This window comes from Polaribacter sp. Asnod6-C07 (genome assembly GCF_045063625.1).
Taxonomy (GTDB): Bacteria; Bacteroidota; Bacteroidia; order Flavobacteriales; family Flavobacteriaceae; genus Polaribacter; species Polaribacter vadi_A.
Map to the genome: position 1 here is coordinate 1,245,405 of NZ_JBEFOF010000005.1, position 12,321 is coordinate 1,257,725.

At 28.1% G+C, this 12,321-nt stretch carries 16 protein-coding genes; 9 read left to right on the plus strand and 7 right to left on the minus strand.

Annotated elements, in window-relative coordinates:
• Positions 1-89 precede the first annotated feature (89 nt).
• Positions 90-428, plus strand: coding sequence for a hypothetical protein (locus ACJJVK_RS05120; RefSeq protein WP_405563880.1), 339 nt, complete (start codon positions 90-92; stop codon positions 426-428).
• 46 nt (positions 429-474) lie between these two features.
• Here ACJJVK_RS05120 and ACJJVK_RS05125 read toward each other — a convergent pair whose 3' ends face one another.
• Both ACJJVK_RS05125 and ACJJVK_RS05130 read right to left on the minus strand, forming a co-directional pair.
• Positions 475-1,122: a CPBP family intramembrane glutamic endopeptidase gene (locus ACJJVK_RS05125; protein ID WP_405563881.1), complete on the minus strand. Its 648-nt coding sequence runs from the start codon at positions 1,120-1,122 to the stop codon at positions 475-477.
• A 9-nt stretch (positions 1,123-1,131) separates the two neighbouring features.
• Positions 1,132-1,836, minus strand: coding sequence for a TIGR04283 family arsenosugar biosynthesis glycosyltransferase (locus ACJJVK_RS05130; RefSeq protein WP_405563883.1), 705 nt, complete (start codon positions 1,834-1,836; stop codon positions 1,132-1,134).
• Between the two features lie 22 nt (positions 1,837-1,858).
• Between ACJJVK_RS05130 and ACJJVK_RS05135 the strand changes: the two genes are divergently transcribed.
• On the plus strand, positions 1,859-2,620 hold the full coding sequence (locus tag ACJJVK_RS05135) for a DUF547 domain-containing protein (RefSeq protein ID WP_215994470.1): 762 nt from the start codon (positions 1,859-1,861) through the stop codon (positions 2,618-2,620).
• Positions 2,621-2,639: 19 nt separating this feature from the next.
• Here the strand turns inward: ACJJVK_RS05135 and ACJJVK_RS05140 are convergent, their stop codons facing one another.
• From ACJJVK_RS05140 to ACJJVK_RS05150, 3 genes are all read right to left on the minus strand, one after another.
• The gene (locus ACJJVK_RS05140; RefSeq protein WP_405563886.1) at positions 2,640-3,926 is read right to left on the minus strand and encodes an MFS transporter; all 1,287 of its coding nucleotides are present in this window, start codon (positions 3,924-3,926) and stop codon (positions 2,640-2,642) included.
• Between the two features lie 2 nt (positions 3,927-3,928).
• On the minus strand, positions 3,929-4,588 hold the full coding sequence (locus tag ACJJVK_RS05145; RefSeq protein WP_215994472.1) for a hypothetical protein: 660 nt from the start codon (positions 4,586-4,588) through the stop codon (positions 3,929-3,931).
• A 148-nt stretch (positions 4,589-4,736) separates the two neighbouring features.
• The gene (locus ACJJVK_RS05150) at positions 4,737-5,732 is read right to left on the minus strand and encodes an NAD(P)H-dependent glycerol-3-phosphate dehydrogenase (RefSeq protein WP_405563889.1); all 996 of its coding nucleotides are present in this window, start codon (positions 5,730-5,732) and stop codon (positions 4,737-4,739) included.
• A gap of 98 nt (positions 5,733-5,830) precedes the next feature.
• Here ACJJVK_RS05150 and ACJJVK_RS05155 point away from each other — a divergent pair, with 98 nt between their 5' ends.
• From ACJJVK_RS05155 to ACJJVK_RS05170, 4 genes are read left to right on the plus strand one after another with little or no spacing between them, the layout of a single operon-like run.
• Positions 5,831-6,703, plus strand: a complete 873-nt coding sequence (locus ACJJVK_RS05155) for an alpha/beta hydrolase (RefSeq protein ID WP_405563891.1) — start codon at positions 5,831-5,833, stop codon at positions 6,701-6,703.
• Between the two features lie 2 nt (positions 6,704-6,705).
• Positions 6,706-7,137 (plus strand): dUTP diphosphatase, encoded by a 432-nt coding sequence (gene dut / locus ACJJVK_RS05160; protein ID WP_405563894.1) that lies wholly within the window; start codon positions 6,706-6,708, stop codon positions 7,135-7,137.
• A 3-nt stretch (positions 7,138-7,140) separates the two neighbouring features.
• The gene (locus ACJJVK_RS05165) at positions 7,141-7,506 is read left to right on the plus strand and encodes a hypothetical protein (protein WP_405563895.1); all 366 of its coding nucleotides are present in this window, start codon (positions 7,141-7,143) and stop codon (positions 7,504-7,506) included.
• Between the two features lie 25 nt (positions 7,507-7,531).
• Entirely contained in the window at positions 7,532-7,684 is a 153-nt protein-coding gene (locus ACJJVK_RS05170) for a PspC domain-containing protein (protein ID WP_215994476.1), read from the plus strand.
• On the opposite strand, the gene ACJJVK_RS05175 is transcribed toward ACJJVK_RS05170, so the two are convergent.
• Together ACJJVK_RS05175 and recA are read right to left on the minus strand one after the other, a co-directional pair.
• Positions 7,674-8,225, minus strand: coding sequence for a GNAT family N-acetyltransferase (locus ACJJVK_RS05175; RefSeq protein ID WP_405563897.1), 552 nt, complete (start codon positions 8,223-8,225; stop codon positions 7,674-7,676). The genes ACJJVK_RS05170 and ACJJVK_RS05175 overlap by 11 nt on opposite strands.
• 74 nt (positions 8,226-8,299) lie before the next feature.
• Positions 8,300-9,307 carry a recombinase RecA gene (recA, locus tag ACJJVK_RS05180; protein WP_215994478.1) on the minus strand — a complete coding sequence of 336 codons (1,008 nt, stop codon included), beginning with the start codon at positions 9,305-9,307 and terminating at the stop codon, positions 8,300-8,302.
• A 113-nt stretch (positions 9,308-9,420) separates the two neighbouring features.
• On the opposite strand from recA, the gene ACJJVK_RS05185 reads away from it, so the two are divergent.
• The 3 genes from ACJJVK_RS05185 to ACJJVK_RS05195 are packed head-to-tail and all read left to right on the plus strand — an operon-like array spanning position 9,421 to position 12,314.
• Complete coding sequence (locus tag ACJJVK_RS05185) at positions 9,421-10,212, plus strand: aldose 1-epimerase (RefSeq protein ID WP_405563899.1); 792 nt, start codon at positions 9,421-9,423, stop codon at positions 10,210-10,212.
• Between the two features lie 45 nt (positions 10,213-10,257).
• Complete coding sequence (locus tag ACJJVK_RS05190; RefSeq protein ID WP_405563902.1) at positions 10,258-11,712, plus strand: ArnT family glycosyltransferase; 1,455 nt, start codon at positions 10,258-10,260, stop codon at positions 11,710-11,712.
• Between the two features lie 32 nt (positions 11,713-11,744).
• Positions 11,745-12,314 carry a pseudouridine synthase gene (locus ACJJVK_RS05195; RefSeq protein ID WP_405563905.1) on the plus strand — a complete coding sequence of 190 codons (570 nt, stop codon included), beginning with the start codon at positions 11,745-11,747 and terminating at the stop codon, positions 12,312-12,314.
• The last annotated feature ends 7 nt before the right edge of the window (positions 12,315-12,321 follow it).

The following is a 12,321-nucleotide window of genomic DNA, read 5'->3' on the forward strand; positions in this document are numbered from 1 at the left end:
AGTTCGGTTTACTTCAAAAAAAAGCATTTCCTTTTTAAGAAAAGAGGATGGCTACTATATTTTAAAAACAACTTAAAAATTATAAATTAATGAAAAAATTATATGTGGTAGCATTCGTGCTACTTATTACTGCGTCTTTCTCTTTTACTACTAACGTACAAGAAAAATCGAATAAATTAACAGCTACATTTTTAGGCTTAACAGAAGATCAATATTACAAGTTTGTTGATGCTGATAAAACAGAATATTTATTTTACGATTACAATGATGATATTGATATCAGTTTAGAAGATGATGAAAACCTTAACAAAAAGTTCTCCATAATTTGGGTAGAAAAAGAAATAAATGAAACAGATGATGAGGAAGAGGAAATATCTGAAAATGTCATTAAAATTAAGTTGATAATAGCTCTTAAGTTATTAAAATAAGCATTTACTAACCGTTTTTTGAAAAAATCAAAAAGCGGTTTTTTATTTATACAGGAAACATAAATAATTCTCCATAACCAACTGTATACAGCCAAACTCCATAAATAGAATGCTCTAAAATAATTAACCAAGTAGATTTAGTTTTTAGATAAGTATGTGCAAAAAGTAAACTACCTACAAAAGAAAACGCTAATACTGTAAAGCTCTGAAACCAAATGTGTGCAAAAGAAAATAGTACAGAATTTATAAAAATAAACAACCATTTATTTTTAATTAAGTTTTGATATCGTTTTACAAAGAAAGTTCTGTAAATTAATTCTTGAGGTATCACAGAAAATAAGATATAAACTCCACTAAACTTTAACCATAAATCTGGTTTGTTAAGTATAACATTAAACAATTGTTCTTTATTCTGATAATATAAAACCAACGTTGTTAAAAGAGCAATAATTAAAAATCGAATTCCTATTACTAAAACAACTTTTTTGTTTGATTTTTTATCTGTTTTAATTTTAGAAAATTTTTCTTTAAATATGGAAATTAAAGTGATGTAAACCACACCCAAACCAACATAAATTACTTTAATAATAATAGAAATTGGCAATAAAAGTACTACAGGCGCAACAATAAATAGAAAAAATATTTCTATAAATTTACACTTCTTTTGCTTTAGTATTTCTAAAAAAGAACTCATTTTTATAATTTAAACAGACTCCCTTAATAAGCTTTTATATGTTTTTCTCAACTTTGTTGGATGTACTCCTAACCTGTACTTTAAAAAAACATAACCGTTTATTAAATTTACTTTTAACCAAGAGTTATTATTGTATTTTCTTGCACTAACTGTTGCTTTAGATTGAATAATTTTAAACGGAATTTTATGTTTTCGAATTCTGTCCATCATTTCAAAATCTTCCATAATACAAAAGTTTTCATTGTAACCTTTAAAAGCTTTAAATGTTTCTTTTGTAAAAAATTGGCATTGATCACCACCACCTGCAAACAAACCATCTTTCTTGGTAAACTTACTATTTAAATTTAAAAGAGTAGTACTAACATCAAACTTATAAGCAAAAAACCCGAATTTATTGCCTTCATTAACAGCCGTTTTAACTTGTAAATAAAAATCTTCTGGTAAAACTACATCAGCATGTAAAAACATTAAAACATCACCTTTTGCTAATTTAGCACCAGCATTCATTTGTGCAGCTCTACCTTTTATTTTACAATCTAAATGAATAACTTTAGCATATTTGTTGCAAACTAATTGACTTTCATCAATAGATTCTGGAGAATTTGCAATAATAATTTCTATATTGTTTTTGTTAGCTTTTTCACATAAAAACGACAACCTCTTTATAAGGTTTTCTTGTTCATTATAAACAGGAATAATAATACTTAACATCATACTTAAACATACGTATTTTTCTATGAAACAGTTTTTTATAATTACATTTTTTTTATCATCTTTATTTTTAAACGCTCAAAATACTACAAGTTATATTGATGTTTCTCAAACATTATTACAAAATATAATTGATAAAAAACCTTATGATAAAGAAGTAGCTATTTTATCTGAAAGCACACTAAATGAATTAGTTACAGAACTAAAAACAGACAAACATAAACTTGCTTTTTGGATTAATATTTACAATGCTTTTATTCAAATATCTTTAACAGAAAACCCAGCAGAATATGAAAATAGAGGTGCTTTTTTTAAAAAACCTAGAGTAAAAATTGCTGGTGAACTTTTATCTTTTGATGATATTGAGCATGATATTATGAGAAAATCTAGAGTAAAATGGAGTTTAGGTTATTTAAGAAAATGGTTTAGACCAAAATGGGAACGTAAATTACGTGTAGATAATATAGATTGGAGAATACATTTTGCCTTAAACTGTGGCGCAAAAAGTTGTCCTCCTGTTGCTTTGTATACTTATAATAACCTATACAAAGAACTCGATTTTATGGCCACTGAATATTTAAAAGAACAAACAACTTATAAACCAGTTGAAAAAGAAGCAACTTCTGTAGCTTTAATGTCTTGGTTTCGTGGAGATTTTGGTGGTAAATGCGGTGCTAAAGAAATTCTATTAGAATATGGTATTACACCAGAAAAACCAAAAGACTTAAATTTTAAAGGTTATGACTGGACAATAAGTTTAGGTAATTTTAGAACAATTCCTAAATAATTATTTTATAAATAAAGTATTATTCAGTACTTACTTTTTCTGATTCATTTTCATTTTCTTCAATATCTTCTGTTAAATCTAAGTTTCTTATTGTGGGGCTTACAATTCCTGTGGTAACAGCTGTAATTAAAGTCATTGTACCACCAAAAACAACAGCAGTAACTGGTCCTAATAATTTAGCAGCCAAACCACTTTCAAAAGCACCTAATTCGTTAGAAGAACCTACAAACATAGAATTTACTGAAGATACTCTACCTCGCATTTCATCTGGAGTTTTTAATTGTAAAATAGTTTGTCTTATTACCATAGATATTCCGTCTGCAGCACCACTTATAAATAATGCTAAGAGACTTACCCAGAATATAGATGATAATCCAAAGGCAATAATACTAAGTCCAAAAATAAAGACAGAAATCAACATTTTTTTACCTGTGTTTCTGTGAATGGGAATGTAAGTTGTAATAAACATAGTTAAAATACTTCCCATAGAAATAGACGCATTTAAAAGACCAAAACCTTCTGGCCCAACCTTTAAAATATCTTGAGCAAATACTGATAAAATAGCTACAGTACCACCAAATAAAACAGCAATCATATCTAAACTTAAAGCTCCTAAAACTGCCTTATTTTGAAACACAAACTTTACACCTACTTTTAAACTTTGCATCATTGGCTCACCAATTTTAGTATTTAAAATTGGTTTCTTTTTTATTTGAAAAAGGATTATTAAAGATAAAATTACAAGTATAAAGACTAAACAAAGTGTTTTATCAACACCAATCCAACTGATAAAAAAACCTCCAAAAAGAGCTCCAGAAACAGAAGCAGTTTTCCAGGTACTTGTGCTCCAAGTTGCAGCATTATGATATATTTTTTTAGGAACTAAAAGTGCAACTAAAGAAAAAATTGTTGGTCCGAAAAAAGATCTTAGAAATCCACCAAAAAACACCAAACCATATATTGAGTATAAAATTGAATTTGTAGACCAATTGCTAACAAAACTATCAGAAGTTAATAAAAACAAGCCCAAACTTATAAACGAAAAAGCTGCTGTACAAATGGCTAACAAGTTTCTTTTTTCGTTTTGATCTACAATATGACCCGCAAATAATGCCATAGAAAAAGCGGGTATAATTTCCATTAAACCAATTATACCTAAAGAAAGCGGATCTTTAGTAATGGAATATACTTGCCATTCAATAACAATAAATTGCATAGACCACCCAAAAACTAATAGAAATCTTACCAATAAAAAAATATTAAATTCTCTTATTCTTAGTGCTGCATAAGGGTCTTGTTTAGCCATAGTTAGCTTAATTTCATATCCATTAAAATGGCAAAAGTTTGGTTAATATCTTCTTCTTTTACAACAATAGTCATTTCATTTGTTGTAGAAATAATTTCTTGTAAAGGAATGTCTGCCCAAGCCAATTGCTTTAAAATAAAGTAATAAATACCAGATTGTTCTAAGTTTTCTTTTGGCAACTTTATAGTAATAGATGCCAACTCTAACATACTGTGTGTTAGTGTTTCATCTTCGAAAATTTCTTCTACGTAAGGTCTTAAATTTTTACTGGTAACAATATTAGTTTCAAAAATACCTTGAGATACTGTTAAGAAATAATCAGAGTTTTCTGCAGATTTAGTTAATATTTTTGCAATTTCTTTGAGTAAAGAAGGTGTGTTTTTAAACGTAAAATCGCATAAATCAGAACGTACAATTACATCACCTAAATCTAAAGCTAAACGTTTTATATTTTTTCTGATACGTAACTCACTTGCAGGTGAAAGTCTATTAATAGCCATCATTACTGCACCAACTTTTACATCCTTTTTTAAAATTTCGGAAACTTCTGGTAAAATAATTCTTGCTAAAGAAGAAACATTTATCAACTTTTCATTTAAAGCTTCCTCTATAAATGGTGTTTTTCTAATTGTACTTTCAACAACTTCTTGTATTGTTTTCATAGTAAAAGTTTAAAATTATAAATAATTGTTCAAAAATAAACAATTTTTAAATATTAGAACGATTAGATGAAAATATACACCTTAAATATTCAAATTGTTTAATTTTAAACATCACGTTTAAAACTCTTTTTAAAAACTAGAAACTGTATTAATCTAATTTATTAGTTAACTTATTAAATTCCTTTTTAGGATTTTTATTGCTGTATAAAATTTTATAAACAGTATCTATAATTGGTGTATTTGCCTTATTCTCTTCTTTAATTTTATAAGCACTGTTGGTTGCATAGTAACCTTCTGCAATCATACTCATTTCATGTTGTGCAGACTTTACTGTGTAGCCTTTACCAATCATATTACCAAACATTCTATTTCTACTAAAGGTAGAATAGCCTGTTACTAATAAATCACCTAAATACGCAGAGTTGTTAATGTTACGTTTCATTTTATGTACTTTTTTTATAAAACGTTTCATTTCTCTAATTGCATTACTCATTAATACCGACTGAAAATTATCTCCATAACCCAAGCCATGAGCAATACCTGCTGCAATTGCGTAAATATTCTTTAACATTGCTGCATATTCTGTACCAATAATATCATCAGAAATTGTAGCTTTTATATACCAACTTTGTATGGCTTTTGCCATTTTTTCGGCTTTATTTTCATCAATACATGCAATTGTTAGGTATGATAAACGCTCCATTGCTACTTCTTCTGCATGACAAGGCCCTGTAATTACACCAATATTCTCTAGTGGAATATTAAAATGTTGATTAAAGTGCTCGCCAACAATTAAACCTGTTTCTGGCACAATACCTTTTATTGCAGAAAAGATTGTTTTATTATCTAAAGAAGCATTTACTTTATTGAGTTCTATGGTTAAAAAAGCAGACGGAATTGCAAAAATTAAAATATCATAATTAGCAATTGTATAATTAATATCGCTAGATAAATCTAGTTTTTCTACTTGTAATTCAGCAGAACTTAAATATTTAGGATTGTGTTCATTTTCTTTGATATGTTTAATGGTTTGCTCATTACGCATATACCATCCTATACTATCTAAATTTTCCATCAACATTTTAATAATGGCTGTTGCCCAACTTCCACCTCCTAAAACCGCTATTTTTTGATGTTCATCCATTAGTTTTTCATTTTAAAATCAAAAGTAATAAAAGTATTATCTATAGATGAATGCATTTGCGAATTATTATATTTGTGTAACGCTAATTTTTGTTTAAAGTGAAAACAATAGTTTCTTTTTTATTCAGTTTTTTACTTTTAATGATTGCTTGTAAAGGGCAATCTATAAAAAAACCAAAAACTAAACCCAAAATAGTAAATAGTAAATCTACAAGAGCAGAAAACGCATCAATTTTAGATAAAGAATTTGTTATTAGTGGTTTAAATGATAAATCTCATAAGGTTTGGGTTTACTTACCTCCTAACTACGATACTACTTCTAAAAAATTCCCAGTAATTTATATGCACGATGCTCAGAATTTATTTGATATAGAAACTGCTGCTTATGGTAAAGAATGGAGTGTAGATGAAACTCTAAACGAACTTTATAAAAATACTGGAAAAGGTTTTATAGTAGTTGGTATAGAAAATGGTGGTGATAAAAGAATTGAAGAATACACACCTTGGACTCACCAAAAATACGGTGGAGGAAAAGGTGCAATTTATGTAGCTTTTTTAGTAAATGAGTTAAAACCTTTTATTGATAAAAATTACAGAACAAAGACGAAAGCCAAACACACTGCTATAATTGGTAGCTCTTTAGGTGGATTAATTTCTTTTTATGGTGGATTAAAATATCCAGATGTGTTTGGTAAAATTGGAGCACTTTCTACCTCGTTTTGGTTTTCTAATAATGTGTATGCTTTTGCAAAGCAAAATGGAAATCAGAAAAAGACAAAACTCTATCTTTTAATTGGTAGTGATGAAGGCAATACTATGTTACCAGACACAGAAAAAATGGAAAAACTTTTGCTAAATACAGGTTTTCCTAGAGAAAATATAAAAACTAGAATTGTTCCTAAAGGACAACATAATGAAACTTTTTGGAGTGCAGAATTTTTAGATACGATTACTTACTTATACAAATTATAACAATGAACGTACAAATTATAAATAAATCAAAACACGCAACACCAAATTACGAAACAGAAGGTGCTGCAGGAATGGATTTAAGAGCAAACATCGATGATTCTATAACCTTAAAACCTTTAGAACGAGCAATTGTAAAAACAGGTTTATTTATTGCTTTACCTGTTGGTTTTGAAGCACAAGTAAGACCAAGAAGTGGTTTGGCTGCAAAAAAAGGAATTACTGTTTTAAATTCTCCAGGTACTGTAGATGCTGATTATCGTGGAGAAATTGGAGTAATATTAGTTAATTTATCAAACGAAGATTTTGTGATTAATGATGGCGAAAGAATTGCACAATTAGTCATTGCAAAACACGAAAGAGCAATTTGGCAAGAAGTAGAAATACTTAGCGAAACTGAACGTGGTTCTGGAGGTTTTGGTAGTACTGGTGTTTAAAAAATGGATGAAATTGAATTACAACCTTTAAGGATTACTGGTAGTTGGAATGTAGAATGGAATTTATTCTACGAAGTTGATCCTTCTAAAGAAACTATGCATTATTTAGATTCTAGCTCTCTTTTACACCTAAATAATTATAGTTTAATGCGTGCTATAAATTTAGATTTTAGGCCAGAAAATGATATAAATGGCTACTTTAATTTACGTGTAATTAATTTAACTAAAAATGTAAATTCTAGAACTCATAAAATTTCTTTTGATGCAGATTGGGACAATTTATACTTCGAATTAAAATCTAAAAGTAGAATTAAAATTGTAAAAGAAATAGAAAGATTAGTTAGAGAAATTCCTCCTTTTAAAGGATAAAATATAAACAAAATAAATTTAAATTATGATTTTAGGTGTATGTGAATGGCTGAGTACAAAAACACAATTTTCAGCAAAAAATATTAGAATATTATTTGTGTTAACAGTTTTATTGGCTGGTTTTGGTATTGGTGCGTATTTAATTCTTTGGTTGGTAAAAATATTTTCTAAAGAATAATTTTATCTAAATTTTTATAAACTTGACTTATTTTTCTCATTTCTTTAAACATTAAATCAAAAGGTAAAAAGTTGTGAGAATGGTATTTAAAACCTAGCTTTTTATAAAACTCAAAGGCTTGTGGCTGTGCATTCATAGCTTCAAGCCAAATTATTTTATAACCTCTTTTTATTAAATCTTCTTCTAACCAATTAAGTATTTTTTTGCCTAACCCTTTTCCTTGTGTTTTTTTATGCAAGTAAATTCGATGTAATTTAACCTGTTTATCATCCTCTAAACTAGCTAACTTTTCATTCCAAATAATTCTTAAATTACCAATAATTTCATCATCAAAAACAATAAAATAATAGTCTGAATTTGGCTGAGCTAGCTCTTTTAAAACATTTTCCTTGTTATATTGAGATTTTACATACCAATCTCCAGAATCTTCCCAAAAATGATGATAAGCAGCAGGATATACTTCTTTCATCAACTTAAAAAGAGTTACTGTATCATTACTAGTAATTGTTCTTAAAAATAAATTTTCTGATACTTTAATCATTTCATAAAAAATAAAAAACTGCTACTGGTTGATTACTCCAATAGCAGTTTAATAATAGTTAGAACTTTTAATACTTAATCTTGATTTTCAATAGCTTCTTTTATTTTCTTTTCTAACTCCTCCATTAAATCTGGATTATCTTTTATTAAGCCTTTTACAGAATCTCTTCCTTGTCCTAATTTAGTTTCTCCATAACTAAACCAAGAACCGCTTTTCTTTACAATACCTAATTCTACACCAATATCTAAAATTTCACCAACTTTAGATATTCCTTGCCCATACATAATATCAAATTCTGCAATCTGAAAAGGTGGTGCTACTTTATTTTTAACAACTTTAACTTTGGTGCTGTTACCAATAACTCTATCACCATCTTTAATTTGCGTTCTTCTTCTAATATCTAAACGTACAGAAGCATAGAATTTTAATGCATTACCACCAGTTGTTGTTTCTGGGTTACCAAACATTACTCCAATTTTTTCTCTTAATTGGTTAATAAAGATAACTGTACAATTAGTTTTAGAAATTGTACCTGTTAATTTACGCAATGCCTGACTCATTAAACGTGCATGTAAACCCATTTTAGAGTCACCCATTTCACCTTCAATTTCAGATTTTGGTGTTAACGCTGCAACAGAATCAATTACAACAATATCTATTGCCCCAGAACGAATTAAATTATCTGCTATTTCTAAAGCTTGCTCACCATGATCTGGTTGAGAAATAATTAAATTATCTATATCTACACCTAAATTTTCTGCATAAAACTTATCGAAAGCGTGTTCTGCATCTATAAATGCTGCAATACCACCTGCTTTTTGTGCTTCTGCAATTGCGTGAATTGTTAACGTTGTTTTACCAGAAGATTCTGGACCATAAATTTCAATAACTCTACCTCTTGGATAACCACCAACTCCTAAAGCTAAATCTAACCCTAAAGAACCAGATGAAATAGCATCTACATCTTCTGTTACTACATCTCCTAATTTCATTACAGAACCTTTACCATACGTTTTATCTAGCTTATCTAGAGTAAGTTGTAGGGCTTTTAGTTTTGCTGCCTTTTCTTTATCTGCTGCCATAAATTATGCTTGATTTTTTTAAATTTTCGGATGCACAAGTTACAAAAAACAACTTCTACTTTCCTAATAAATTTTTGGCTATTTTGTAGTATTTTTACACAAAAAGTAAAAGTATGGATTCTATTGTTTTTTTAAATGATTTAAACAGTTCTGTTAGTATAGAAAAAGGAGAATTAATTAGTTATCAAAAAGATAACCAAGAGTATATTCATCAAAAAGGAAGTAAAGGTTGGCGAAAATCGGATGATGAAATGTTTCCTGTAATTGGGCCAACTGCTAAAAATAATTTTAGAGTTCACACCAAAAATGGTGATGCTATTCAAGATCAACATGGTTTGTTAAGAGAAATGGATTATGAATTAATTTCTGCTGATAAAACAAGTGCAAATTTCATCAAAAAATATAAAAAAGATACTGAAATCAAGAACAGTAAGTTTCCAAAAAAATCTACGGAAGAATTTTTAAAGTGGCCTTTCGATTTTACTTTCGAAAAGAATTTTAAGTTAGAAAACGATGTTTTAACCATCGATTTTATCATTACTTCTGATGAAAATATGCCTTTTATGTTGGGTTATCATCCTGCTTTTTTATTATCAGACACAGGTAAAGAAACTTTAGAAGCTGGTAATGAAAAAATAACGTTAACAGATATTTACAAAGCAGGTTCTAATGCATTTCCAGTTTTAGGTACAGATAAAATAATTCTAAAAAATGCTATTAAAAACGATGTAGAAATTACAACTGATGGTTTTAACAATTTTATGCTTTGGACCGAAGTTGATAATATGCTTTGTATTGAGCCAATAACACAATATACTTCATATACAAATCAGAAATTTTCTGAAAAAAATATGACTTTATCTAAAGGTAAAAATAACTTTTCAGTAACAATTAGGGTTTTATAAATTATCACCTTTGATTCTTTTACGCAACTAAAATTTTTATTTAGTATGAAAAAGGATCTTTTATTTTTTCTGTTTGCTGTTATACTAATCTGTAAAATTTATTATTGGTTTTTTGTTTTTCCGAATGTAGATGAAGCTTATTATTGGTTTTGGGGGCAATACCCAGATATTTCTTATCACGATCATCCTGCTTTGCAAGCATTAATACAAGCACTTTTTTCTACTATTTTTGGCACTTCTTACTTTGCTTTACGATTACCTGTTATTATTTGTTGTTTTATAATTGGTTATATTTTACATCAATTTGCAAAAAAATTAGCGTTCGAAAATAAAAATTTAGCAATAGGTTTATTTTTTGGTTGTCCTTTGTTTTTTTTGTTTACAACCTATGCTTGGAACGATTATCTGTTAATAACAAATTGCATAATTTCTGGATATTTTTTTATCAATTTTTTAAATGATATTTGGTTGGATAAAAATGGAAAAACTACTGATATTTTTCTAGGAAGTCTCTTTTTTGGTTTGGCTATTTTATCGAAATACAATGCAGTTTTTTTAGGTTTAGGAATCTTTTTTCTGCTGATTTTAAACAAGAAATTTTACAAAGTATTTAAAGATTATCGGTTTTATATAAGTCTGTTAATTGTTGCAATTTTAAGTTCGCCTATAATTTATTGGAACACAAAAAACAAATTTGGTTCTTTCGAATTTAATATTCAACAAAGAACTTTAAACCCAATTATTGATGAATTTAATTTGTTTGGCGGAAATTATTTGGGCTTTATTCTAGGAACTATTTTAATGTTATCACCCTTTTTTTGCTGGGCAATTTTTAAGGTTTTTACAGCCGATAAAAAAATCAAAAACAAATCATCTTATCAAATTGTGTACACCAAATTTGCAGTTGCCATTTTTTCTGCATCATCCATTGTGTTTTTATTCTTTTCGCTTTTTTCTAATGTTTTGTTTTATTGGAACATTGTTGGCTTGTTATTTATCACATTCTTAGCATGCAATTATCTCATCAAAAAAAAGAAAGTTTTAATTACTTTAAGTTATTCTGCTTTGGGTGTATTTGGCATCATTTTTCATTTTGGTGTTGTACCTATAACTTCAGTTTTTGGAGGTTCTGACAGAGATAATATTTATCATTATGGATGGCAAAAAATAGGAAATGAAGTTAAAAAACTGCAAACATCTAAAACAATGCCAATTGTAACCTCTAATTATAGAAGTGCGTCTTTGTTGGCTTTTGAGCTAAATAATCCAAAAATATTTTCTTATTCAAAACGTTTTGATCAATTTGATTATTGGAGTAAAAACATAAAATACAAAACCAATACTGTAGGTATTATTTTAACTGATGAAAATGATGGTGTTATGTTAAATGATGAAATTAAGGCATTATTCAACAAAATAACTTTTGTAGATACTTTAAACATAGAAAAATACGGTTATAAAATTAAAGCGTATTATTTGTACAAAGGTGTGTTTAAGTAAATGTATTTTTGCTTTTTAAAAGTTAATTTATCTTGATAAAACATCGACATTTTATATTGCATAAACCTTATGGTTATTTGTCTCAATTTATAAACAACCAAACCAAAAGGAAGAAAAAATTGTTAGGAGAATTACACGATTTTCCTGATGGAACTATGGCAATTGGTCGTTTAGATTTTGCTTCTGAAGGTTTGCTTTTATTAACCACAGATGGCAAAGTATCTGCAGAAATTAGAAGTAATAAGTACGAAAAAGAATATTATGTTCAGGTTGATGGTATCATCACTCAAAAAGAAATAGAACAATTAAAAAATGGTGTAGAAATTGGTTTCGAGGGTAAAAAATACACCACAAAACCTGGTAAAGCTTTTTTAATTGATGATCCTCAGTTTCCTTTAAGAAGTCAAAAAATTCGTGATGAAAGACATGGCCCAACAAGTTGGGTTTCTGTAATAATTACAGAAGGAAAATTTAGACAAGTACGTAAAATGACAGCCGCTGTTGGGTTTCCTACTTTACGTTTAATTCGTGTAAGAATTGGCGAAATTAAGATTGATGATTTAGCAAATGGAAAGGTTTTAGAAGTAGATGGTTTTATGTAACATTTAT

Bases quoted from the DNA above. Each gene is read 5' to 3' on its own strand.
- ACJJVK_RS05120 (WP_405563880.1), top strand. From the start codon at position 90: ATGAAAAAATTATATGTGGTAGCATTCGTGCTACTTATTACTGCGTCT.
- ACJJVK_RS05125 (WP_405563881.1), bottom strand. From the start codon at position 1,122: ATGAGTTCTTTTTTAGAAATACTAAAGCAAAAGAAGTGTAAATTTATA.
- ACJJVK_RS05130 (WP_405563883.1), bottom strand. From the start codon at position 1,836: ATGATGTTAAGTATTATTATTCCTGTTTATAATGAACAAGAAAACCTT.
- ACJJVK_RS05135 (WP_215994470.1), top strand. From the start codon at position 1,859: ATGAAACAGTTTTTTATAATTACATTTTTTTTATCATCTTTATTTTTA.
- ACJJVK_RS05140 (WP_405563886.1), bottom strand. From the start codon at position 3,926: ATGGCTAAACAAGACCCTTATGCAGCACTAAGAATAAGAGAATTTAAT.
- ACJJVK_RS05145 (WP_215994472.1), bottom strand. From the start codon at position 4,588: ATGAAAACAATACAAGAAGTTGTTGAAAGTACAATTAGAAAAACACCA.
- ACJJVK_RS05150 (WP_405563889.1), bottom strand. From the start codon at position 5,732: ATGGATGAACATCAAAAAATAGCGGTTTTAGGAGGTGGAAGTTGGGCA.
- dut (WP_405563894.1), top strand. From the start codon at position 6,706: ATGAACGTACAAATTATAAATAAATCAAAACACGCAACACCAAATTAC.
- ACJJVK_RS05165 (WP_405563895.1), top strand. From the start codon at position 7,141: ATGGATGAAATTGAATTACAACCTTTAAGGATTACTGGTAGTTGGAAT.
- ACJJVK_RS05170 (WP_215994476.1), top strand. From the start codon at position 7,532: ATGATTTTAGGTGTATGTGAATGGCTGAGTACAAAAACACAATTTTCA.
- ACJJVK_RS05175 (WP_405563897.1), bottom strand. From the start codon at position 8,225: ATGATTAAAGTATCAGAAAATTTATTTTTAAGAACAATTACTAGTAAT.
- recA (WP_215994478.1), bottom strand. From the start codon at position 9,307: ATGGCAGCAGATAAAGAAAAGGCAGCAAAACTAAAAGCCCTACAACTT.
- ACJJVK_RS05185 (WP_405563899.1), top strand. From the start codon at position 9,421: ATGGATTCTATTGTTTTTTTAAATGATTTAAACAGTTCTGTTAGTATA.
- ACJJVK_RS05190 (WP_405563902.1), top strand. From the start codon at position 10,258: ATGAAAAAGGATCTTTTATTTTTTCTGTTTGCTGTTATACTAATCTGT.